This is a genomic window from Desulfobulbus sp. (assembly GCF_030824455.1).
GTDB lineage: Bacteria > Desulfobacterota > Desulfobulbia > Desulfobulbales > Desulfobulbaceae > Desulfobulbus.
In genome coordinates this window covers 1-22,590 of the sequence record NZ_JAVBXR010000033.1, presented here as the reverse complement: position 1 = coordinate 22,590, position 22,590 = coordinate 1, and the positions used below count along the sequence as shown (strand labels likewise).

Annotated in this window: 19 protein-coding genes; 9 read left to right on the top strand and 10 right to left on the bottom strand. The window is 55.5% G+C overall.

Annotated elements, in window-relative coordinates; genetic code table 11:
• Window positions 1-55: 55 nt before the first annotated feature.
• The 3 genes from RCH93_RS05685 (at window position 56) to RCH93_RS05675 (ending at window position 4,247) form a co-directional block, all read left to right on the top strand.
• Window positions 56-1,087: a KamA family radical SAM protein gene (locus tag RCH93_RS05685; RefSeq protein ID WP_306547359.1), complete on the top strand. Its 1,032-nt coding sequence runs from the start codon at window positions 56-58 to the stop codon at window positions 1,085-1,087.
• A 166-nt stretch (window positions 1,088-1,253) separates the two neighbouring features.
• Complete coding sequence (locus RCH93_RS05680; RefSeq protein WP_306547358.1) at window positions 1,254-2,837, top strand: GGDEF domain-containing protein; 1,584 nt, start codon at window positions 1,254-1,256, stop codon at window positions 2,835-2,837.
• Between the two features lie 495 nt (window positions 2,838-3,332).
• Window positions 3,333-4,247, top strand: coding sequence for a CoA ester lyase (locus RCH93_RS05675; RefSeq protein WP_306547357.1), 915 nt, complete (start codon window positions 3,333-3,335; stop codon window positions 4,245-4,247).
• A gap of 106 nt (window positions 4,248-4,353) precedes the next feature.
• On the opposite strand, the gene RCH93_RS05670 is transcribed toward RCH93_RS05675, so the two are convergent.
• The 7 genes from RCH93_RS05670 to RCH93_RS05640 all read right to left on the bottom strand — a co-directional run bounded on the left by RCH93_RS05670 (window position 4,354) and on the right by RCH93_RS05640 (window position 14,452).
• Window positions 4,354-6,339 (bottom strand): pyruvate carboxylase subunit B, encoded by a 1,986-nt coding sequence (locus RCH93_RS05670; RefSeq protein WP_306547356.1) that lies wholly within the window; start codon window positions 6,337-6,339, stop codon window positions 4,354-4,356.
• 54 nt (window positions 6,340-6,393) lie between these two features.
• Window positions 6,394-6,588: a hypothetical protein gene (locus tag RCH93_RS05665; protein ID WP_306547355.1), complete on the bottom strand. Its 195-nt coding sequence runs from the start codon at window positions 6,586-6,588 to the stop codon at window positions 6,394-6,396.
• Window positions 6,589-6,648: 60 nt separating this feature from the next.
• A complete protein-coding gene (locus RCH93_RS05660) occupies window positions 6,649-8,199 on the bottom strand; it encodes an acyl-CoA carboxylase subunit beta (RefSeq protein WP_306547354.1) in 1,551 nt (516 codons plus the stop codon).
• 104 nt (window positions 8,200-8,303) lie between these two features.
• Window positions 8,304-9,179: a succinate--CoA ligase subunit alpha gene (gene sucD, locus RCH93_RS05655; RefSeq protein ID WP_306547353.1), complete on the bottom strand. Its 876-nt coding sequence runs from the start codon at window positions 9,177-9,179 to the stop codon at window positions 8,304-8,306.
• 165 nt (window positions 9,180-9,344) lie between these two features.
• Complete coding sequence (sucC, locus tag RCH93_RS05650) at window positions 9,345-10,502, bottom strand: ADP-forming succinate--CoA ligase subunit beta (protein ID WP_306547352.1); 1,158 nt, start codon at window positions 10,500-10,502, stop codon at window positions 9,345-9,347.
• Between the two features lie 1,080 nt (window positions 10,503-11,582).
• Window positions 11,583-12,554 (bottom strand): hypothetical protein, encoded by a 972-nt coding sequence (locus RCH93_RS05645; protein WP_306547351.1) that lies wholly within the window; start codon window positions 12,552-12,554, stop codon window positions 11,583-11,585.
• A 92-nt stretch (window positions 12,555-12,646) separates the two neighbouring features.
• Window positions 12,647-14,452 carry an extracellular solute-binding protein gene (locus RCH93_RS05640; RefSeq protein ID WP_306547350.1) on the bottom strand — a complete coding sequence of 602 codons (1,806 nt, stop codon included), beginning with the start codon at window positions 14,450-14,452 and terminating at the stop codon, window positions 12,647-12,649.
• A gap of 288 nt (window positions 14,453-14,740) precedes the next feature.
• On the opposite strand from RCH93_RS05640, the gene RCH93_RS05635 reads away from it, so the two are divergent.
• The 5 genes from RCH93_RS05635 (at window position 14,741) to RCH93_RS05615 (ending at window position 19,366) form a co-directional block, all read left to right on the top strand.
• A complete protein-coding gene (locus RCH93_RS05635; RefSeq protein WP_306547349.1) occupies window positions 14,741-16,027 on the top strand; it encodes a 3-isopropylmalate dehydratase large subunit in 1,287 nt (428 codons plus the stop codon).
• A gap of 163 nt (window positions 16,028-16,190) precedes the next feature.
• Window positions 16,191-16,718, top strand: a complete 528-nt coding sequence (locus RCH93_RS05630; RefSeq protein WP_306547348.1) for a 3-isopropylmalate dehydratase small subunit 2 — start codon at window positions 16,191-16,193, stop codon at window positions 16,716-16,718.
• Window positions 16,715-16,888 carry a hypothetical protein gene (locus tag RCH93_RS05625; protein WP_306547347.1) on the top strand — a complete coding sequence of 58 codons (174 nt, stop codon included), beginning with the start codon at window positions 16,715-16,717 and terminating at the stop codon, window positions 16,886-16,888. The genes RCH93_RS05630 and RCH93_RS05625 overlap by 4 nt, the downstream gene beginning before the upstream one ends.
• A 107-nt stretch (window positions 16,889-16,995) precedes the next feature.
• Window positions 16,996-17,427 (top strand): hotdog fold thioesterase, encoded by a 432-nt coding sequence (locus tag RCH93_RS05620; RefSeq protein ID WP_306547346.1) that lies wholly within the window; start codon window positions 16,996-16,998, stop codon window positions 17,425-17,427.
• Window positions 17,428-17,590: 163 nt separating this feature from the next.
• The gene (locus tag RCH93_RS05615; RefSeq protein WP_306547345.1) at window positions 17,591-19,366 is read left to right on the top strand and encodes a M3 family oligoendopeptidase; all 1,776 of its coding nucleotides are present in this window, start codon (window positions 17,591-17,593) and stop codon (window positions 19,364-19,366) included.
• Between the two features lie 74 nt (window positions 19,367-19,440).
• Here the strand turns inward: RCH93_RS05615 and RCH93_RS05610 are convergent, their stop codons facing one another.
• From RCH93_RS05610 to rsmI, 3 genes are read right to left on the bottom strand one after another with little or no spacing between them, the layout of a single operon-like run.
• Window positions 19,441-20,379 (bottom strand): DMT family transporter, encoded by a 939-nt coding sequence (locus RCH93_RS05610; protein ID WP_306547344.1) that lies wholly within the window; start codon window positions 20,377-20,379, stop codon window positions 19,441-19,443.
• Complete coding sequence (locus RCH93_RS05605) at window positions 20,376-21,191, bottom strand: inositol monophosphatase family protein (RefSeq protein WP_306547343.1); 816 nt, start codon at window positions 21,189-21,191, stop codon at window positions 20,376-20,378. Before RCH93_RS05605 ends, RCH93_RS05610 begins: the two co-directional genes overlap by 4 nt.
• 25 nt (window positions 21,192-21,216) lie before the next feature.
• Complete coding sequence (gene rsmI / locus RCH93_RS05600) at window positions 21,217-22,119, bottom strand: 16S rRNA (cytidine(1402)-2'-O)-methyltransferase (RefSeq protein WP_306547342.1); 903 nt, start codon at window positions 22,117-22,119, stop codon at window positions 21,217-21,219.
• 143 nt (window positions 22,120-22,262) lie between these two features.
• On the opposite strand from rsmI, the gene RCH93_RS05595 reads away from it, so the two are divergent.
• On the top strand, window positions 22,263-22,590 hold a 328-nt coding region (locus tag RCH93_RS05595), incomplete at its 3' end, for a hypothetical protein (protein WP_306547341.1).

Here is a 22,590-nt window from a genome sequence, read left to right as displayed (position 1 = left end):
CGAGTGACGACGCCCGGTTTTTTTTCACCGTGTCCGCTATCCGTGGAGTGCCGTCATGCCGTCTAACACCTTTGTTGCAACGCCCAAGCAACTTGCCGAGGCCTTGGGCATCCCCCGTGAACCGCTTGAGGCGGTGCATGCCGTTTATCCCCTGAGAATCAGCCGCTACTATCTTGATTTGATCAAGAAAACAGGGCTGCCACTGTGGAAGCAAGCGGTCCCCGACGTCCTAGAACTGGAAGATGAAAGTGGATTGGTTGATCCCCTTGACGAAGAAAATCTTAGCCCCGTACCCTGTTTGGTGCATAAGTATCCGGACCGCGCTCTGTTTCTCGTTTGCAGCGAATGCGCGATGTACTGCCGGTTTTGCACTCGCAAGCGCAAGGTCGGCAAAGCGGACATGGTCGTCAACGACGCCACCATTGCCGCCGGCCTAGCCTATCTGCAACGCACCCCGACCATTTCCGACGTGTTGTTGTCCGGCGGCGATCCATTCATGCTGCCGATTGCACGCCTGGATCAAATTTTAACGTCCTTGCGGGCTATCCCCTCCATCGCCACGATTCGCATCGGCACCAGGGTCCCCTGCACCCTGCCCAGCCGCGTAACTGCCCGGTTGGCTGCAATGCTAAAGAAGCATCACCCTTTATACATCAATACCCATTTCAATCATCCCGCTGAAATTACCCCGGAAGCGGAACGGGCCTGCGCGCGACTGGCTGACGCCGGCATTCCTTTGGGTTGTCAGACGGTGCTGTTGCGCGGCGTCAACGACTCCCCGGAAATCATGCGGCAATTAATGTATCGTCTGGTGCAGATTCGGGTAAAACCTTACTATCTTTTTCAAGCCGATTTGACGCGCGGCGCCGGCCATTTCAGGACCACCGTCGACACCGGCGTCGCGATTATGCGAAGCCTTATTGGACATATTTCCGGCATGGCCGTGCCCACCTATGCGCTCGACGCCCCTGGCGGCGGCGGGAAAATTCCTCTGACCCCCAACTATATTGCCAAGTTGGGAGAAACTTTGGACTTCTCTACCTACAAGCAACTGCCGTGCTCCTATCCCAACACCATCCTCCCGTGACCCGTGAGTCTTTTTTCCGCTCCGCCCTTGGATGAACCAAGAAAACATTATATACTGCTGCATATCGTAGTTATCGAGGCATGCGTGATTTTGCACGCCGACTTGTTCTTCCTCCCGCTCCAGCCAAAGCATCAAACCCCATGAAGTGCACGTCGAGGTGTTCGCAATGACCAAGTCCCCGGAAATCGTCCTACAGGACGTACTTGCTTCCAAAGAGCTGCCGACCTTGCCCGTCATTGCGAGCAAATTACTGGCGTTGACCGCCCGGGAAGAGACCACCCTCAACGACATCGCTGGACTCATCTCCCAGGACATGGCCTTGTCGATTAAAGTCCTTCGCGTGGCCAATTCCTCTTTTTATAGTTTTCCCCAACAGATATCCTCGATCAATCAGGCGGTTTCTATTCTCGGAATCAACGCGGTGCGCAGTCTGGTGCTCAGCTTTTCATTCCTCTCGTTGGGGAAGAAACAAAAAAATTCTCTGTTTAATTTTGAGCTGTTCTGGGAACGTTCTTTAGTGGAAGCGGCCGGCGCTAAATTGATCCTTGAGCAGGTGTCCAGCAGCGATACGGAAGAGGCCTTCACCTGCGGCCTTTTGCAAAACATTGGTCAACTGGTCTTTGCCGCCACGCTGCACAATGAGTACGATCAGGTTTTGCGCTCCTTGGACTCCAATCCAGGCGATGCCGGCATCGACCGGGAGGAAAGGGAAAATCGGTTGGAGCAGGAGATGCTTGGCCTCACCCACACCGATATTGGGTATGAGGTGGCCAAGGTGTGGGGGCTTCCGGAAAATTTGCTGCTGCCGATCAAGTACCACCATCAACCGCAGGCCTATCAGGGCTCGAACATTCGTCTCAAACAGAATATTCGAGCCGCCTACCTCGCTGGTTTGCTCGCCAATATTTTTTATTCGGACACGCCTGAGCGATATCACAAACAATTTCGCAACGAGGCCAAGCAACTCCTTGGCCTCAAGGTGCTAGGCGTCAACACGGTCTTGAAAATGATCGACGTTGTTATTGATCAGTCGGCGCGATTTTTTGGTCTTAAAATCAATCCCGTCAAATCGGTGGCTGAAATTCTGCAAGAAGCAAATCTTCGTCTCAGTCTGATCAACCTCTCGTATGAGGAAATGAATCGTGAATTGATTAAATCCAAGATGGAGTTGGAGAAGTTGACCGAAGAGTTGGCGCAAAAGAATCGGCTTCTCGAAAATCTTGCCAATATTGACGGTCTAACAGAAATCAACAATCATCGATTTTTTCAAAATTTTCTTGAAGCTGAAATCAACCGCTCAATCCGCAACAATCGCACCCTTTCATTATTATTAGCGGACATTGATTACTTTAAAAAATTTAATGATGCATATGGCCACCAAACCGGAGATTTTATACTGAAGGAGTTTTGCCGGGTGACGAAAGAGGTGATCAGGGAGTACGATCTCATAGCCCGCTATGGCGGCGAGGAGTTTGTTTTTGTCCTCCCTGAAACTGGACAGGACGAGGCCTTGGCCGTGGCTGAAAAATTGCGCAAAACCATCGAAGAGTACCCCTTTGACGACGGCGCCAACACCTACCACGTCACTATCAGCATCGGCGTGGCCAGTGCGCATCCGGCGGCCAGTGAATTTCAAAAGAATGATTTTATCGGGTTGGCCGATGCGGCCCTGTATGAAGCGAAGAACGGCGGCAGAAATCGCGTGGCGCTTTGTTCCTCTAAGAAGAAAAAGAAATGGTTCGCCTTTTAAGCGCCCCTGTCAACGGCGCCGCCATTGTTGCGTTTCCTGTTTGCCAACGGTTGTCCGTCCCGACTGTTCGCATTGCCCAATTTCCGTGGTTATGCTTCGGTGCATAAGGCTCGGCTAACCTCTGGACTCATTCTTCCTTCTCTTTTTGCAATCTGCAAGCATCTCGGGGGCCCCTCTCAGGGCATTGTACAACGTTTGCCAAAAAGCATGACAGTGGTTGTTTGGCTCCCTTCTTTTGCTCCCGGATTGTAATTTCTCCTCGATTTGCTTCTCTGTCATAAGCCCGTCAACTCGAGAAAATGGCACGGTTGTAACGTGCCAAAGGGCGTTGCAGCCTCTGGCAGCTGCGCTCATCTATTTTTTTCGCTTTTGTCCAAAAATACGGTAAACAAAGACGGCTGAGCAGCTGATATGCCGATAGAGTGCATGTCTCTCGTTTTGCTCAAGCAAGCATTGCTCACTAACAACCACACACCCTTTGCCCCAGGAGGTTGCATGAAACCACGACGATCCAATTTGTCCGTTCCCGGTCATCTCAAGAAGATGCACGACAAGGCCTGCGAAAGCCAAGCTGATGTGATCATGCTCGACCTTGAAGACAGCGTTCCGGTTGAAGAGAAGATCAAGGCTCGTGAACAGGTCATTGATTCACTCCTTTCGCTGGATTGGCGTCGAAAAACTGTAACCGTCCGCATCAACTCGCTCGACACGCCCTTTGCCCATCGCGATCTCCTTGAAGTGGCGGAACGTGCGGGCCATGTGATTGACGCCGTTGTCATCCCCAAGGTGAATCACCCCGGCGACGTCTATTTTGCGGATCGGATGTTAAGCGGGATTGAAATGCAGGTTGGGACATCCAGCGCAATTGGCATTGAGGCCTCGATTGAGACCGCCGAGGGGTTGCTGCGCGCCACGGAGATTGTCCAGGCCAGTGATCGGGTGAAAACCCTAGTGTTCGGCATCGCCGATTATTCTGCCTCCATCGGCGCGCGTCTGGTTTCCATTTCCGGGCATGGTGAAAAAGAAGAGGAGTTGTATCCTGGTCACCGTTGGCACTTTGCCATCAGCAACATGGTAATGCACGCCAAAGCAGGCGGCGCGCTGGCCATTGACGCGCCTTACGGGAATTTTAAAGATTTAGACGGATTGCGTCGCTTCGCCGTGATGGCGTGCGCCCTTGGCTGCGACGGCAAATGGGCTATTCATCCTTCCCAGATCGAGGTTATTAACGAGGTGTTTACTCCCTCTAAAGAGGACATTGCCCTGGCGGCCAAGGTTATTGAGGCAAACAACCAAGCCAAAAGCGAAGGCAAAGGCGCCATCGCCGTTGAAGGCCGGATGGTTGATCAAGCGACGGTGCGCCTGGCCTCCAAACTCTGGGAGCAAGCCAAATATCTGCAATTGGTGTGAAACAGATAGGGCTACTGTAACGATCTTCTCCGCGCTAGTTAGCGCATAAAAAAGGGGCGCGCCACAACAGTGGCGCGCCCCTTAGTGCTTAACGGTTACGAGAAGATTAACCGATTACTGCAAGGACGGTGTCTTTGGCTACCGAATCACCGGATCCGAAGCAAAGCGCCTTGACGGTGCCGTCGCACGGCGCGCCCAAGGAGTTTTCCATCTTCATGGCTTCAAGGATGACCACTGCGTCGCCAGCTTTAACACTGTCGCCAACATTGACGACGTTTTTGACGATCATGCCAGGCATAGGCGCCAGCAGCGGGGTGCCGCCTTCGACAACCGGAGCAGGAGCAGCAGCTGCAGCAGCGGCTTTAGGAGCGGCAGGGGCGGCAGGGGCGGCAGCGGCCTTAGGAGCAGCGGCGGCGGCAGGCGCTGCAGCGCGAGGCGCGGCAGACACCATAGGCTGGAAGTCGCCGGTCGGATCAACCTCAACGTTGAAGTACTCGTTGTCAACAAAGACGTTGAAGGTACGGACATTGGCGGATTTCTCCGGAGCTTCGGATTTCCGTTCAAAGAGCTTGCCGGCTTTGGCTTTGGCCACCAATTCGTCGCGTTTCTTAACGTCGTCGAGGGTGATGGGCATAACTTCAGGCGGAGCCGGGGTCTTGCCGTACTTCCACTCGAGGAACTTCTTACCGGTGACCGGGTAGATGGCATAGAGTACGAGATCGTCGATGTCTTTGGCCAAATCGCCAATCTCTTTCTTTGCCTTCTCCATTTCCGGCTCAAGAACCTCTGCCGGACGGCAGGTGATCGGGGTTTCGCCGCGGGCATAGCCCTTCAAAGCCTTCTTCTGCACTTCGGCGTTGATCGGTACAGCGGTTTTGCCGTAGAGGCCGTAGCACAGATCTTTTACCTGAGCGGTGATCATCTTGTAGCGCTCATCCGGGGTGTCGAACAATACGTTGTTGACGGTCTGGATGCCGACGATCTGGCTGGTCGGGGTGACCAACGGAATCTGGCCAAGGTCTTTACGCACTTTGGGCAGCTCTTTGTAGACCTGATCGATCTTGTCAAGAGCGTCCATCTCGCGCAACTGGTTGACCAAGTTGGAAAGCATGCCGCCCGGGGTCTGGTGAAGCAGAACGTTGATGTCGATGATCGAGCACTTGGAGTCATCCATAAGGTGCTTGTACTTCGGCATAACTTCTTTTTCCAGAACCTCGTTGATCGCGAACAGCTTCTTGATGTCGAAGCCAGTGTCGCGATTGGTGCCAAGCAGCGACATGACCAACGGCTCAACGGCCGGATGCGCGGTGCGGTAAGCATACGGGGTCATGCAGGTGTCGATGATGTCGCAACCAGCCTCAATGGCCTTGAGGTGACTCATCGGCGCCATGCCGGAGGTGAAGTGGCTGTGAAGATGGATCGGGGTCTTGGTGACTTCCTTGATGGCCTTGACAATCGCGTAGGCGTCATAAGGAGCAATCAAGCCGGCCATATCCTTAATACAAATGGAATCGGCACCCATGTCGTCAAGGGCTTTGGCTCTGTCGACATAGTACTTCAGATCATATACGTCGCCGCCCAGACGCGGTTCGGTCAGAGAGTAGCAGATACAACCCTGGAAATGCTTGCCGCTCTTCTTGATCTGCTTAACAACGGTCTCGAAGTTGCGGTAGTCGTTGAGCGCGTCAAAGGTACGGAAAACGTCCATGCCGTTCTCGGCGGCGCGATCAACAAAGGCGGTGGCCAAATCGTCGGCGTAGTTGCGGTAGCCAACCAGATTCTGCGCACGCAGCAACATGGAGAAAGGGGTCTTCTTGATGTAGCGTTTCAGGGTGCGCAGGCGCTCCCACGGATCCTCATTGAGGAAGCGGTGCATGGTGTCAAAGGTGGCGCCGCCCCAGGTCTCAATGGCCCAGAAGCCGACTTCGTCCATCATTTCAGCTACAGGAATCATGTCCTCGGTCCGCCCGCGGGTGGCGAAAAGAGACTGATGGCCGTCACGAAGGCTCAAGTCCATAATCTTGACCGGATTTTCAGCTGCAGGCCGGTCGTTTGCGTAATTCATGGCGGTCATCTTTACTTGGTCGCTCATTGTCAATATCTCCTGTTGTACGTTGTCGTTAAACGTCTATTGGTAGGAAAAGCCTTAGAATGCTTTCAGCTGAATCAGCCGGCGGAAATTCATGATGTCCTGACGGCCGGCGATTGCCCATAAACTCGGCCCGGTCGCGGCGGGCTTGGCGGCAGCCAGCTGCGCCTGATAAGCGGCTTCCTCTTCCTGCTGCATATAGGCATTAACAGCTGCAAGGGCCGCAGCCATCTTTTTTTTCACATCTGCCATTATGTCGTCCTCTTCGTCTATTAGTCGGGACCAAACGGTTTCCGGCCATTATGAAAATGCTTACAGCGGGATATTGCCGTGTTTCTTCATCGGGATGGTGTCGCGTTTCCCTTGAATCGACTCAAACGCGTTGATGATGCGGTAACGAGTTTCAGCAGGTTCGATGACGTCGTCGATATAACCGCGTTCTGCAGCGCAATAGGGATTGGAGAATTGTTCATTGTACTCCTTCTCTTTTTCCACCAGAAAGGCCTTGGGATCATCGGAGGCTTTGGCGCCTCTGGCGTGCAGGACTTCGACCGCGCCCTTGGACCCCATAACCGCGATTTCACCGGTCGGCCAGGAGTAGTTGATATCAGTTCGCAGGTGCTTGGACGACATAGCGCAGTAGGCGCCGCCGTAGGATTTACGGGTAATAATCGTTACCTTTGGCACCGTCGATTCAGCATAGGCATACAGCATCTTGGCGCCGTTGCGGATGACGCCGCCGAATTCCTGTGCGGTGCCGGGCAGGAAGCCTGGAACATCAACAAAAGTCAGGACCGGGATGTTGAAGCAGTCACAGAAGCGGATGAAGCGGGCACCCTTGATCGAGGAATCGATGTCGAGAACGCCGGCGTAGTAGGACGGCTGGTTGGCGACAATACCGATTGCCTTGCCACCGTAACGGGCAAAACCGATGACGATGTTCGGAGCGAAATTCTTCTTGATTTCAAAGAACACGCCGTTGTCTGCCGTCTCGGTGATGACCTTCTTCATGTCATAGGCGGCGTTGGGATTATCCGGGATGATCTCATTAAGCAGTGCAGATTTCCGGGTAATCGGATCGTCGCAGGGAGCGTCAGGAGGATTCTCCATGTTGTTCTGCGGCAGATAGCTCATCAAATCCTTGATGTACTGAATGGCGTCGTCTTCGTTCTCGGCAGCATAGTCGGTGACGCCGGACTTGGTGGTATGCATGGACGCGCCACCCAACTGCTCGGTGGTGACGTCCTCGTTCAACACCGTTTTAACGACCTTGGGACCGGTCAGGAACATGTAGGACTGGATCTTGACCTGGATAATAAAGTCGGTCAAGGCAGGGGAGTACACGGCACCACCGGCGCAGGGTCCGAAAACACCGGAAATTTGGGGAACAACACCGGAAGACAAGACGTTGCGGGTAAAGATTTCGGTATATCCGGCAAGGGCTTCGATGCCCTCTTGGATGCGCGCGCCGCCGGAATCGTTGAGTCCGATGACCGGCATGCCGTTTTTCATGCCCAGGTCCATCACCTTGCAGATCTTTTCAGCAAGCGTGCCGGAAAGCGATCCAGCCAGTACCGAGAAGTCCTGAGCGTACAGATACACGCCGCGGCCATTGATCTTTCCGTAGCCGGTGATGATGCCGTCGCCGAAAAACTTGGTTTTCTCCATGCCAAAGTTGTAGCAGCGATGGAGTTTGAAGGCGTCGTATTCCTCGAAGGTTCCAGGATCAAGCAGAGCATGAATGCGCTCGCGAGCCGTTTTTTTGCCTTTCTCGTGAATCTTGTCTATTTTGTCCTGACCGCCGCCTAACAAGGCTTTGGCCCGCTTTTGCTGCAACTGCTCTAATTTTTCCTTTGTACTCATGCTGTCTCCTTGCGGCAGAATTCAGTAGAAATTCCGTGCTCGATTATGAAAGAGCCGTGCTGCCGCCGGATGGAGCACATCCGGCGGCAGCACTCAGCGGCTTATCAACCTTTATAGACTTGCTTGCACAGTTCGCCCATCTTGCCGAGGTTCTGGCAGTGATGCACGCCGCTGGCCTTCATGGCGGCGATTTTGGCTTCAGCTGTACCCTTGCCGCCGCTGACGATGGCGCCGGCGTGGCCCATGCGGCGGCCAGGAGGAGCGGTCAGGCCGGCGATGAAACCGACAACCGGCTTCGTCATATTGGCCTTGATCCATTCGCAGGCGTCTTCCTCGGCGTTGCCGCCGATCTCGCCGATCATAATCACGGCCTTGGTGTCCGGATCAGCGTTGAAAGCTTTGAGGCAATCAATGAAGTTGGTGCCGTTGATCGGGTCACCGCCAATGCCGATAACCGTGGTCTGGCCGAAACCTACCTGGGTCAGCTGATGAACAGCCTCGTAGGTGAGCGTTCCAGAGCGGGACACAACGCCCCAAGGTCCGCCGGGTTTGTGCATCGGTCCAGGCATGATGCCGATCTTGCACTCGCCGGGGGTGATGATGCCGGGGCAGTTCGGGCCGATCAGACGGGTGGTCTTGGTGGCCAGATAATTTTTTACCCGCATCATGTCCATGACCGGGATACCCTCGGTGATGCAGACAACCAGCTCAATGCCGGCGTCGGCAGCTTCCAGGATGGCGTCGGCGGCAAATGGCGGCGGCACCAGGATCATAGAGGCGTTGCAGCCGGTTTTCTCTCTCGCGTCCTTCACGCTGTTGAAAATCGGAACCTCGTCCATTTTCTGGCCGCCCTTGCCGGGAGTAACGCCGGCAACAACGTTGGTGCCGTAGGCGATGCAGGATCGGGTGTGGAACTGGCCTTCCTGGCCGGTAATGCCTTGTACAACTAACCGAGTATTTTTATTAACGAAAACGCTCATTATCTTCCTCTTTGGGTATAAGTTTTTTTGCCTCTGAAATCTGAGTCTTCAATATCCAGTGGTCGCGACTGACGATTCAAGGCAGGCTTCAAGCCGTGACGCGGGCACATCGCGCCTAGTTTCACGGCTTGAAACGAATTGCTGTCAATCTGAACTCATCTTTCATCAGGAAACGATCTTGGCCACCTTCTCAGCTGCATCAGCCAAGTCTTTGGCATTGATCAGGTCAAGTCCGGACTCGGCGAGGATTCTCCGGCCTTCATCGACATTGGTGCCTTCCATGCGGACAACAACAGGAACGGCGAGTTTAAGTTTTGTAGCGGCCTGAACAACGCCCTTGGCCAGAATGTCGCAGCGCAGGATGCCGCCGAACACGTTAATCAGGATGCCTTTGACTTTCGGATCCTTCATGATGAGACGGAAACCGTTCTCAATGGCCTCGGCGTTTGCTCCGCCTCCGACGTCAAGGAAGTTGGCGGGCGAAGCGCCTGCCATCTTGACGATGTCCATGGTGGCCATAGCCAAACCGGCGCCGTTGACGATGTTGCCGACGTTGCCGTCAAGGTTGATGTAGTTCAGGCCATACTGGGCGGCCTCTGCCTCGACCGGATCTTCCTCTTCGATGTCCCGCATTTCTTTGACGTCGGGGTGGCGGAACATGGCGTTGCCGTCGATGTCCATCTTGGCGTCCAAAGCAAGGATCTGGCCCTCGGCGGTGATGATCAACGGGTTGATCTCAACCATGGAGCAATCGTAGGCGACAAACAGTTCGTAGAGATTCTTGGCCACCGCAGACATTTGCTTCTGCAGGTCTTTTTCGATCTCAAGGCCAAAGCAGATTTTACGGGCGTGGAAGGGCTGGAATCCTGTAACCGGGCTGACGTTGACGGAAATGATGCGCTCAGGAGTCTTGGCGGCCACTTCCTCGATGTCCATACCGCCGTCCTGGCTGCAAACGAAGGTCACGGTAGAGGTTTCACGATCAGGAATAACGGAGAGATAAAGCTCTTTTTTGATGTTCAGGCCTTGCTCAACCAGAACTTTTCTTACTTTCTTGCCCTGGGCCCCGGTCTGCTTGGTGACCAAGGTCATGCCGATGATTGAATCGGAAACCGGTTTCACGTCGGCTGCGGTTTTTGCCAGCTTTACGCCGCCGCCCTTGCCGCGACCGCCTGCATGGACCTGGGCCTTGACAACCACCGGGTAGCCGAATTCTTCAGCAATTTTTGCTACTTCGTCCGAGGTGAGGGCGAGTTTGCCTTTAGGGGTTGGTACATTGTATTTTCGGAATAGTTCCTTGGCCTGATACTCATGAATTTTCATAGACGCATCCTTTTGCGGCAAACCTCACACGGGTTGTGCGCGATCCGCCAGAGAAGTAAAATGTTAATTCAAGTCCCTGTTTACTAACAATTTGTTACTGCGTGGCGCTACAAGCGACAAGCACTCTTTTCCGGGGATGGGTTGCGCAAAAAGCAAGAAGAAATTCGCTGGCCGGTCCAGCTGGATGCCGGTCTGCACTCTAGAGCTCCAAACGCTTTTACAGAACCCTCCCGAAACGATGTGCACTCCTTTCACACCACAAAAAACTTTATAAAATGATGGCGTTCAACGCCCAGCAAGATACGAGTTACATGTTAGGGAGAAAGTGACGAGCAGTCACGTTTCCGGGAGAGGTAGGACAAGGGGTGCGGAGGAGAGACTGTACGCAAAGAAAACGTACGGCTCCCTGATTCAACATACGTTACCAACCGCATGGTGAATTTGGGATTCTTCCGTGAGCACCGAATGTCGCTGCCATTTCCGAAAAAACCACTCAAACTCTGCCCACTGCATAAAATGGCAGAACGTGAATCAAGCGATGTTCAGAGGGGACTGGGGAGTGAAGGAAAGAGATTTTCCGGCTGGTCTGGCGGAGGGAGTTGTATTGGGGCAATTTCGTACCTACGGCTAAAAAATCTGCCTCAGATACGCTCTAGAGGCCCTGAAATACGCCCTAAAACCATTCCGACAACAACATTCACTACAGCCACTTCCGAAAAAACCACTCAAAACTCAGGACTTATAACAAGACAGTTTGCCAAGAGTCAAGCGATAATTATTCGCTGAGTCGGCTCCACAACCTCTCGGTTGAGTCGAACCTGTTGACTACCTGCGGAAATTGCGCATTCAGAGAAAAAGAAGGGTAAAAATGCCAGCCGTTATAAAGGCCTGCAGTAGTTCCGCTGAGGGGCTATTCAGCCGCTCTGCAACTGCAAATTTGAAGCGGGGCCGTTTGAGACGACAAAAACGTAGAGCAGGCGAAAATAGGGAGGAAAGGGGAGGGCGGAAAACAGGGAGCGCGATGACGGCAACAACCACATTCTGAACGCTGGAGTCGCAACCGCGCAACAAAACGGCGCGCTATTTTTTGGGCTTTTTCTTGGGCTCTTGTTTGCGTTGCGAGATGTTGTCGATGGCGATTTCGAGATGGTCAATGATGATGCCGGTGAACTTTTGGATGTTGTTGAGGATGTAATTGCGCAGCTCGTGCAATTCACCGGTCAGAGTTTTGCCGAAGGGCACGTCAATGAACAGATCAATGCCGTAGCCGGAGCGGCTCAGCTTGACCTTGATTTTTCGCACCAGGATCTCGCCGTCGTATTCGTCGATGCAGTGGAGGATCATTTGGGTCAGGGCCGCTTCGGAGATGGTCACGGTGCCGCCCACTCCTTTGTCGTGATACTCGGGTTGAACCACCGATTTTTCAAAAAAACGGGATTGCCGAACGCCGTCCTTGTCCTTGCCGCCCTTGAAAAAGATGCGGATCGAGTCGGAAAGGATCTGGGCGTAATCCCTTTTGACCTCGATGGCCGGCACCGGAATGACGTGCTTGCCCTCTTCGAAGCGTGACTTGATCGCGTTTTCAATATCCTTCTGGCTGGCGATTTCTTCGATTTTGATGATCTGGGTGATGGGCGGCAATTCAAGCGCCTCGGCCAGTCGGGTCACCATTTTCTCAGAGGTGCCCAACAGAAGAATCTTTTTGATTTTCTTTTTCTCGATCATCTGCACCACGCTCTTGCGGTGCTCGTCGTCGGCAAACAGGGCCGTTTTGATGGCGCTGATGTAGTTCTTCTCCTGTTTGGCCGATTTGCCGGCCAGGATGGCGTTGTCGTGGATCAACAGGCCGTCGTCGACAATGTAGGGCACGCCGATCTTCTCGGCCAGCAGCTTGGCGCGGAAACTCTTGCCGGTGCCGCTCTTGCCCACCAGGGCGTAGACGTGCATTCCCTGCAGCCGGCCTTTGATCCGGCTGTAAAATTGATAGATCTCCTTTCCTGTCAGGTAGATCCATTGATGCTCTTTGTTGCTTTTTTCCGTGGACGTCGTCATGCAGTGTTCAAAGAAAGTCGTTCTGGGGCGAAGGGAGAAAACCCGTCAACTTTAGGGGAATTGCCCGGAAAAAACAACGAAAACCGCGCGGCTCATTCGATCCACCAGGCGTCAAGCCATTGATCGTAGCTGTAATAGAGCGGCAGTTGTTCGGGGTGTTTGAGTTTGGCGGCATAGGCCAGGCGATGGTTGGCAAGGTACCAATTCGGGGTCAGGTAATACCCGTGCCAGAGCGCCCGATCCAGCGCTCGGCAGGCGGTGGTAAGCGCTTCCTGGGTGTCGGCGTAGATGACGGCGTCCACCAGCGCGTCCACTGCGGGATTTTTAATGCCGGCCACATTCTTGGAACCCTTGCGGTCGGCGGCCGCAGAGGTCCAGTAATCACGCTGTTCGTTGCCGGGCGACTGCGACTGCCCGTAGGTGGTGACCACCATGTCGTAATCGAAATTTTTCACCCGATCAGCGTACAGGGCCGGATCAATGGTTCGATAGCTCACCTCGATGCCGAGTTTGTTGAGATTGGCGGCATACGGGGCAATGACCCGCTCAAAGGCGCCGTCGGCCAGCAGAATGTCAAAGTGGAATCGTTCCCCCTGGGCATTGACCAGTCGGCCGTCCTTGATGGTCCACCCGGCCTGTTGCAGCAGCGTCTTGGCCTCCTGCATGTTGGCGCGCAGGCTGGAGGGCGAATTAGTGGACGGCGGCGTCAACGGCTGGGTGAACACCTCTGGCGGCAATTGGTCGCGGTGGGGTTTCAGCAGTTTGAGTTCGTCGACGTTGGGCAGGCCTTTGGCGGCAAAATCCGAGTTGGAGAAGAAGGAGTTGTTGCGGGTGTACTGGGAGAAAAACAGGGTTTTGTTGGTCCATTCAAAATCAAAGGCCAGGCCCAGCGCCCTGCGCACCTGTCGGTCGCTGAACAGCGGTCTGCGGGTGTTGAAGGCAAAGCCCTGCATGCCGGCATTGTTTTTGTGGGGGAAGGTCTGCTTGATCAGTTCACCGGAATCAAAGCGGCGGCCGGTCAGGTCGCGGTTCCACTGTTTGGAGATGTTGACCATCATGAAGTCGAACTCGCCGGCCTTGAAGGCCTCAATGCTGACCACCGGATCTTTGAAATATTTGATCACAATGGTCTCGAAATTGAACATCCCCTTGCGCACCGCCAGATCCTTGGCCCAATAATTCGGATTCTTTTTATAGGTGATCGACTTGCCCGGCAGCACCTCGGCCACCAGATACGGGCCGGTGCCCACAGGCACGGTCATGGCCTCTTTGCCGTCGGTCGGGTTGAAGGGGTTGCGGGTGTAAAATTGTTTGCTCAACACCGGCAACTGGGTGGCGATCATGTGCAGTTCCCGATTTGGCTTGGAAAAATGAAAGCGGACCTTCAACGCGCCGAGGATTTCAGCCCGTTCAATGTCGTGAAAATACATCTGGTAGAAGGGGTGGGCCTGTTCGCTTTTCAGGGTGTCGAGGGAAAACTTGACGTCTTCGGCGGTCACCGGCGTTCCGTCGGAAAATCGGGCCTTGGGATTAAGGGTAAAATCGACCGATTTCTTGTCTTTGGCCAGTTCGATGTCTTCGGCGATCAACCCGTACTCGGCAAAGGGCTCGTCAAGACTCGGCACGGCCAGGGTTTCAAAGACATAGGGCGAAAGCCCTTGCGGGGCCGACCCCTTGAGCGTAAACGGATTCATCTTTTCAAAGCCGCCCAGGTCGTGGAGCACCAGCGTCCCGCCGCTGCGGGCCTGGGGCGAGGTGTAGGCAAACCGTTCAAAGCCCTTGGGGTATTTCAGCGAGCCGTCAATGCTGACCCCATGGGCGGCATGGGACAAGCTTGGCAGACCGGCAAGCAGCAGGCAACAGAAGGTGACACATTGTGCCAGGAGAGTGAAGGTCATGGTTTCGCTCTTTGAGTGTGGAAGATCAAGGACAGTGCGGCCGGCCACGTCGCGCGGCCGGGGAAAACCACGGCAGTATAAGCAATCGATTTGATAAAGTACAGTTGTTCCACGCCTGCCGGTGGCCGCCGCCTCCAGCCGCCCGGCGTGGCGATTCCTCAAAAAAATTGACGAACCTGGCCGGCAGGTGTAATAAATCGATTTCATCGCCAGAACCGGCAAGTCGCCGTGTGCCGTTGCTTGCCCGTTTTTCCTCTTTTTTGTTTCCACCCACTCTGGAGTTGCTCAATGGGACAGACCATCACTGAAAAAATCTTTGCCGCCCACCTGCGGGACACCCCGACATCGGGCAACATGGTGCTTGATATCGACGTCATCATGTGCCACGAAATCACCACGCCCATTGCCATCATGGACCTCATGGAAAAGGGCATGGACCGGGTCTGCGATCCCTCCCGAATCAAGGCGGTGATTGACCACGTGACCCCGCCCAAGGACTCCAAGACCGCCGCCCAGGCCAAGATCATGCGCGACTGGGCGCGGCGGCACAACATCAAGGATTTTTTTGACATCGGCCGCAACGGCGTCTGCCATGCGCTCTTTCCGGAAAAGGGATTCATTCGGCCGGGCAACACCGTGATCATGGGCGATTCGCACACCTGCACCCACGGGGCCTTTGGCGCCTTTGCCGCCGGCGTCGGCACCACCGACCTGGAAGTGGGCATCCTCAAAGGGGTGTGCGCCTTCCGCGCCCCAAAATCCTTGAAGATTGAGGCGGTTGGCGCCCTGCCCAAGGGTGTGGTGGCCAAGGACATCATCCTTAATATTATCAAGCAGCTGACCGTCAACGGCGGCACTGACATGGTGATCGAATTTTGCGGGCCGGTGATCGACGCCATGAACATGTCCTCGCGGATGACCCTGTGCAACATGGCGGTCGAGGCCGGCGCCACCTCCGGCGTCTGTCAGCCGGATCTGACCACCGCCCAGTACCTCTGGCCCTTTATCAAGGACGAGTACGCCAGCCCGGAGGCCGCCTCAGAATCTTTTGCCTGCTGGCGTTCCGACGCCGACGCCCACTACGAGCGCGTTTTGACCCTTGACGTCAGCACCCTGGCGCCGCAGGTCACCTTTGGTTTTAAGCCAGACAACGTCAAGGACGTTAGCGAGCTGGAAGGCTCCAAGGTGGATCAGGTGTATATCGGTTCCTGCACCAACGGCCGCATCGAGGACATCCGCGAGGCCGCCGCCATTATCAAGGGCAAGACCATCGCAGCATCGGTGCGCGGCATCCTGGTACCGGCCACTCCGGCCATCTATTCGCAGGCGCTGGAAGAAGGGCTGATCAAAATCTTTATGGATAGCGGCTTCTGCGTGCTCAACCCGACCTGCGGGGCCTGTCTGGGCATGAGCAGCGGCGTGCTGGCGGACGGCGAGGTCTGCGCCTCGACCACCAACCGTAATTTCAACGGCCGCATGGGCAAGGGCGGCATGGTCCACCTGATGAGTCCGGCCAGCGCCGCCGCGGCCGCGGTCACCGGCGAGATCACTGATCCTCGCCGTTTTCTGAATTAAGACAGCACGTTTAGCCTGGCAAGTGTTTCCAGGCGGCCCTTTCGAGCACAGCGAGAAATTTCCATCCGGGTTGAGATTTCTCGTTACTGCGCTCCTCGAAATGACCAAACCGACGTCTTCCCAGAACAACATGCCCTGACTTGAACCCGAAAAAGGAATTGCTATGAAACAGTTTGGCGGCCCTGCGGCCTTTATCGATAGAAACGACATCAACACCGACGAGATTATTCCCGCCAAGTATCTGACGGAGATCACCAAGAAGGCCCTTGCGCCGCACCTGCTGGAGGACCTGCATTTGGAGGGCCAGCAGTTTGATCCGCACTCTGCGGTGATGCAGGCGGCTCAGGTGCTGATCACTCGCTCCAACTTCGGCTGCGGCTCTTCCCGCGAGCACGCGGTCTGGGCGCTTGAGGTCAACGACATCAACGTGGTTATTGGCGAGAGCTTTGCCCGCATCTTCCGCCAGAATATGTTCAACTGCGGCATCCTGGCCGTGGAGTTGAGCAAGGCTGATTTGGACCGCCTTTTTGCCCTCAAGGGGCAGGTGACGGTGGCGGTTGATCTGGCGGCGGAGAAATTGACCGCAACCAGCGGCGACGCCACGGTGGAGTGCGCTTTCAGCTTGAATGCTTTTGACAAAAAACTGATCGGCGCCGGCGGCTGGTTGGCGTTTGCGGATGCAAATTATTGAAGTTTTTGATTGCGGCGGGCACCGCTGAGTGCCCGCCCAGTTCTATTTTTAAGAAGCCTTCTGAATTCCAAAATTATGGCCAGCGCCAGCCGATTCAATGCATCGGCTGGGCTATTTTCACCGTGGTCGCCTCATGGCCCACCGACGTGCCCGGAGAAGCCAAAATGTAATCGGGGTCAATTTCGCGGGGGCATGCATTTTCCCGGATTGTGTTCCACGCCGTTCGGGCTGCGCATTGAGCCTGCGCAACCAACCTGCCCCATCCCAAATTCGCGCTATGATCAACCCTGAGATTGCTTCCCACATTCGAAAAGATCCCTATGCCAACTGGCTGGGTGCGACCATTGAAACCATTGAGCCGGGCTACAGCCGGGTGTCGCTGGTGGTCAGCGAATCGATGCTCAGCTTCCACGGCATGGGCCATGGCGGGTTGGTGTTCAGCCTGGGCGACATCGCCTTTGCCGCAGCCAGCAACTCGCACGGTCAAACCGCGCTGGCCCTCAATGTTGCGGTCAACTTTCTTCGGGCCACGGCACTCGGCGATCATCTTGTCGCTGAAGCAACAGAGGTGCGTCTTGGCGGGGCCACCGCCTTGTACGATATCGTGGTTACCGAAAAAATAGTCAACAGCTGGTCGCCAAAAGTCAGGCCACGGTCTATCTTAAGCGCGAAACCTTTGTCTGAGTTGGAGCAGGGGCCGGGCCTCTAGGCCCATTCCCATGGGCCAGTCAACACCGACCCCGTTGGCAAGGCTCTGGTTCACGATCAACGATCCTCCTGAAAACGATCTTTTTCACCCAACCGTTGCCCGCTCTGTTTCCTGTGCGGGCCAGACTCGCCTTTCATCCTTTCACTGAAGAGCAACCGGAACCATGACAACAGACATCAATCAAGACCTGGGCACAACCGCAGTTCTGTGGGATCTGCGCGCGCTTTACCCGGCTGCGGATGCGCCGGAGATTCAGCAGGACATGCAGCGCTGCCGGCGCCTGGCCGAGCAGTTGGCCGCCGAGTTTGCGGGCCGGGTGGCGGAGCTGGACGCTGGGGCAATCAACCAGACGGTTGAGCGCCTGGAATCCCTGGACACTCTGCTGGCGCGACTGGGCGCTTTTGCCTTTCTCCATTTCATCACCCAAACCGGAGATGCCGGCGGGTCGGCCCTGCTCCAGCAGGTGGAGGAGCTTGAAGCTGCGGTCGGCAGGCTGACTGTCTTTTTCCGTCTCGAATGGAACCAGCTTGACGAGGCAACGGCCATGCGGCGTCTGCAGCAACCGGAGTTGCATCGCTATCGCCATTATCTGCAGACCCTGCGGCAGTTTGCGCCGCATCAGCTGAGCGCCAAGGAAGAAGAGTTGTTACAGGATCTTCGGCCGGTGGGGCGGAGCGCCTGGAACCTGTTGTTTGAAAAACTGCTGGGGCAGATGCGCTTTGGCGCCGGTCAACGGACCGAGGAAGAGGTGTTGAGCGATCTTCACCACCCGGAGAGGGAGGTCCGGCGCAACGGGGCTGCTGAACTGACCGCCGGGTTGCGGGACAATTTGCACATCCTTACCCACATTTTCAACACTCTGGCGGCGGAAAAGATGATTGACGACCGGTTGCGCCGCTATCCGTCCTGGGACAGCGCCATCAACCTGGCCAACGAGTTACGCGACCAGACCGTCGAAACCCTGGTTGCGGCGGTCACCTCCCGCAACGACCTGGTTCATCGCTATTACATCCTGAAAAAACAGCTGCTTGGCTATGACGAGCTGTTTGATTATGATCGCTACGCGCCTGTGACCGGAGGCGATGAGGCTCCGGTTCCCTGGGAGCAATGCCGGTGGATCGTGCTTGACGCCTTTGCCGGTTTTTCTCCGCAAATGGCCGAGATCGCGGAGCGGTTTTTCACCGAAAACTGGATCCACGCCCCGATTCTGCAAGGCAAGCGGGGCGGGGCCTTTGCCCACCCCTGTGTTCCCGAGGCAAACCCATATATCCTGGTGAACTACACCGGCAACATGCGCGACGTGTCCACCGTGGCCCACGAGTTGGGTCACGGCGTGCATCAGGTGCTGGCGGCAGGGCAGGGGTTCTACAACAGCGACACGCCCTTGGTGCTGGCCGAGACAGCTTCAGTTTTCGCCGAACTGCTGGTGTTCAAGGCCCAGATGCAGCTTTTGAACACGCCGCAGGCCCGGCGGGCCTTTATCTGTCAAAAGCTGGAATCCGTTTTTGCCACCGTGTTTCGCCAGGTGGCGATGAATCGGTTCGAGGCGGCGATGCACAACCAGCGGCGGCAACACGGCGAATTGTCGGCGGAGCGTCTGTCGGCCCTGTGGATGGAGACCCAGCAGCCGATGTTTGGCGATTCGGTGACCCTGCGCGACGACTATGCCGTTTGGTGGGCCTACATCTCCCATTTCCTTGGCACGCCGGGGTATGTGTATTCCTACGCGTTTGGCGAGCTGCTGGTGTTGGCGCTCTATGCCCGTTACCAGGCGGAGGGTGAGGCCTTTGTTGAGCGCTACCTCGGCTTGTTGCGCGCCGGCGGCAATGGTTCGCCCTACGAGTTGCTGCAGCCGTTTGGCGTTGATCTTGACGACGCCGCGTTCTGGCAGGGCGGTCTGGAGCTGATTGATCAGATGCTGGCGGAAATTGCGTTGTGAGCGAGTGTGTGGTGCAATGGGGCGCGTGAGGCTGGGTGGTCTGACGGACAAGCCCCAAACGGATCGGTTTCCGGTTAGTGAGTGTTCACTGTTGGCGATGAGATGGTTTTGCCCCGCTGGACAATGAACATCGCGGGAAGGATGATCACGATGCCGACGAGGCTCGCCAAGTGGGGGAGGCTGCGATGCAGCACCCACTCGATCAACACGATCAGCGGCGGGTAGAGGTAAGAGTAGGCCATGACCCTCGTCGGTCCAAGGTGCAAGGTCGCCCACTGGGAGATGAAAAAGGTGACAATGGTGGTGAACAGGGCAAGGTAGGCGATGCCGAGCCAGACCTTGGCGGGGATTGCTGTCCAGGGCACGCTGGGCAATTTGACGGCCGCTAAAAGCAGCAGCCAGGCGCTGCCGGTCACCAGAACCCACAAGGTCATCACCGCCATGGGCTCGCCTCGGTGCAGCAGTTTCACCAGCGGCATATACAGTGCCATCAACAGGCAGCCGCCAAAAAAGAGCAGGTCGCCGCTGTTGAGTTGCATCCGCAACAATCGATCCATATCCCCTTCAAAAATCACCCACAACGCGCCGACCATAGCCAGGATCAACGCGGCAATGCGATAACCGCCGAGTCGCTCCCGAAGCAGGAACCAGCTGTAGAGTCCTGATATCCCCGGCACTGTGGTAAAGATGACGCCGGTGTTGAGCGGATTGGTGATTCGCAGCGATTGGAACATCAGCCAGAAAAATCCGACCAGGGCCGCGCTGATCAGGCTGTAACGCAGCAGCGCAGCAACGCCTGGAAAAGACAATCCGAAAGTGCGGCGGACATAGGGGGCAAACAGCAAGGTGGCCAGCAGAAAGCGGATCAAGGTGAGCGCCGCCGGGTCCATGAAGGGGGTGATGGCCTTGCCCACAGTGAACGAAGTGGAGACGAGAAAGGCCGACAACAGCATGGCGCCGTGAAGCAACCCAAGCGAGGGGGCGCGATGTGCGCCGTTGGCAAGCAATCTCACAGCAAGTGCAACAGGGCCTGTTGCAGCCTGCCGTTGCTGGCCAGCGTTTGCGGAACAAAAGGCGAGAACGGCGCGCCGGAGAAGTCGCTGAGGCGGCCTCCCGCTTCTTCGACCAGCAGCCAGCCTGCGGCTGTGTCCCAGGGTTGCAGGTTCATTTCATAAAAGCCGTCAAGGCGTCCGCAGGCCACATAGGCGAGGTCAAGGGCCGCTGCGCCTGCACGCCGGATGTCTCGGACCTTGGGCAGCATGGCGGCGAGTTGGCGCATGACGTCCGCCAGGGTATGCTCTACTTCGTAAGGAAATCCAGTGCCAATCAGAGCGTTGATCAGTTGCTCGGTCTCGGTGACCCTGATGGGGCAATCGTTGAGCCATGCGCCTCCCCCCAGGCTTGCGCAGAAAAGCTCGTCAAGCATCGGCTGATAGATGGCGGCAACCAGCGGCCGGCCCTGATCGACCAAGGCGATGGAAACCGCAAAATGCGGAAATCCGTGGGCAAAATTGGTGGTTCCGTCCAGGGGATCAACAATCCAGATCGGGTGGGCGTCGGTCAGTTGATGGGTGCTTGCCGATTCCTCGGCCATAACCGGAATCCCAGGAGCTTCCTGCGCCAGACAAGCCAAAATCGCGGCCTCGGCGGCGAGATCCGTCTCGGTGACAAGATTAATGGCCCCCTTCATGGCGATGTCGTGAGGTTGGGTGTAACGGCTTTTGATGAGTTGGCCGGCTTCTAGGGCCGCACGGCAGGCTGCTGTCAGGAGTTGGCCGCGCGTGACGTCGGTGCAATGATGAAGAGCGTGAGATATTCTGTGCATCAGCAATAATAATTGGTGGGTGGGTTTAATCGATTGGTGGGATTGGGGAGTCCGTGGAATCCGCGTCCCGCCAGACGGAAAGCGCTAGTTTGTACACTTGGGAGCGCGGAAGGTCAAGGTCGGCGGCAATACTGGCGACAGCGTCCTTGAGGCTGGAGCCAAGCTGGTCGCGATGCCACAGCAGAAGTTCATCAAGGTTGTCGGGCTGTTCGGCGGCAATGGGCGTCGCCCCTTGAACAATCAGCACCAGTTCGCCCTTGACCCCATTCTTGACCCGGTCACGTAATCCGGAAAGCGAACCTTCCATGCACTCTTCGTGAATTTTAGTCAGCTCACGAAACAGTTGGGCGGATCGATCGCCAAGGCAAAACTCGAGATCAGCGAGAGAGGCGCTGATTCGATGTGGAGATTCGTAAAAAACAAGGGTAAAGGGGAAGGGGGCCAGGGTACGCAGGAATTTGCGTCGGTCGCTTTTGTTGGAAGGAGGAAAGCCTCCGAAGAAAAAGGGCGTTTGCGAAAGCCCGGCCACGGACAATGCAGCGGCTAAGGCGGAAGGACCGGCTATGGCCACGATCTCAATGCCGGCCTGACGGGCCTTGCTGACCAGCACGGCGCCAGGATCAGAGATGGCTGGAGTGCCGGCGTCTGAAACGAGGGCGATGTGTTTGCCTTCCTGGAGCAGCGTGAGCAACTGTGCAGCTTTCTCCTGTTCTTTTTCGCGATAGTAACTGACGAGCGGGGTTGTGATGTTCAGGTGTCGGCAGAGATTTTTAGTGTGTCGAGTGTCTTCGCAGGCAATAATGTCAACGGTCGTCAATGTTTCGATGGCTCGAAGGCTGAGGTCGCCTAAATGGCCGATGGGGGTGGCAACCACATATAATCGACCGGAGTGATCAGTTGCGGAGTTTATATCGGGACGATTTTTCATGGAAGGTTGGTGACTAGGCGTGAAGGGAATGAGGGTGCGTTAGTGCTTATTGGTTAAAAAATTCTGTAACCACATTTGGACACGACTGGGGTGAGCCTGTCTTTGTGCGGCGAATATATTCGGAACGGATTTAAAAAACACGTATGAACAGTAGTGAACAACAGAAAGGGCTTAATACAGAGTCTTGCTATCAGGCAGCTTTTCTACATTCGAGTTTGCCAATGCTCTTGCTCGACGTTAGCGACGTTGGCAAAAAATGTAAAGAGCTCGAAGGGTTTGCGATCGATGATATCGACCGGTATCTGGCGGCGGAACTTTTTTTAAAAAAATATAGAGCGTCCTACATTCAAATGGTCGCTGCAAATAGGGCGCTTCTTAATTTATTTCAGGTGAGCTCTGAAAAAGATTTGTCACAAGGGAAATCTTGCGTGTATTTGAAATTGTATAGCAAGATATCAAATGAAATTATAA

Bases quoted from the DNA above. Each gene is read 5' to 3' on its own strand.
- RCH93_RS05605 (WP_306547343.1), bottom strand. From the start codon at position 21,191: ATGCACAGAATATCTCACGCTCTTCATCATTGCACCGACGTCACGCGC.
- RCH93_RS05680 (WP_306547358.1), top strand. From the start codon at position 1,254: ATGACCAAGTCCCCGGAAATCGTCCTACAGGACGTACTTGCTTCCAAA.
- RCH93_RS05670 (WP_306547356.1), bottom strand. From the start codon at position 6,339: ATGAGCGACCAAGTAAAGATGACCGCCATGAATTACGCAAACGACCGG.
- sucC (WP_306547352.1), bottom strand. From the start codon at position 10,502: ATGAAAATTCATGAGTATCAGGCCAAGGAACTATTCCGAAAATACAAT.
- RCH93_RS05675 (WP_306547357.1), top strand. From the start codon at position 3,333: ATGAAACCACGACGATCCAATTTGTCCGTTCCCGGTCATCTCAAGAAG.
- RCH93_RS05645 (WP_306547351.1), bottom strand. From the start codon at position 12,554: ATGACGACGTCCACGGAAAAAAGCAACAAAGAGCATCAATGGATCTAC.
- RCH93_RS05635 (WP_306547349.1), top strand. From the start codon at position 14,741: ATGGGACAGACCATCACTGAAAAAATCTTTGCCGCCCACCTGCGGGAC.
- RCH93_RS05615 (WP_306547345.1), top strand. From the start codon at position 17,591: ATGACAACAGACATCAATCAAGACCTGGGCACAACCGCAGTTCTGTGG.
- rsmI (WP_306547342.1), bottom strand. From the start codon at position 22,119: ATGAAAAATCGTCCCGATATAAACTCCGCAACTGATCACTCCGGTCGA.
- sucD (WP_306547353.1), bottom strand. From the start codon at position 9,179: ATGAGCGTTTTCGTTAATAAAAATACTCGGTTAGTTGTACAAGGCATT.
- RCH93_RS05640 (WP_306547350.1), bottom strand. From the start codon at position 14,452: ATGACCTTCACTCTCCTGGCACAATGTGTCACCTTCTGTTGCCTGCTG.
- RCH93_RS05660 (WP_306547354.1), bottom strand. From the start codon at position 8,199: ATGAGTACAAAGGAAAAATTAGAGCAGTTGCAGCAAAAGCGGGCCAAA.
- RCH93_RS05630 (WP_306547348.1), top strand. From the start codon at position 16,191: ATGAAACAGTTTGGCGGCCCTGCGGCCTTTATCGATAGAAACGACATC.
- RCH93_RS05620 (WP_306547346.1), top strand. From the start codon at position 16,996: ATGATCAACCCTGAGATTGCTTCCCACATTCGAAAAGATCCCTATGCC.
- RCH93_RS05685 (WP_306547359.1), top strand. From the start codon at position 56: ATGCCGTCTAACACCTTTGTTGCAACGCCCAAGCAACTTGCCGAGGCC.
- RCH93_RS05665 (WP_306547355.1), bottom strand. From the start codon at position 6,588: ATGGCAGATGTGAAAAAAAAGATGGCTGCGGCCCTTGCAGCTGTTAAT.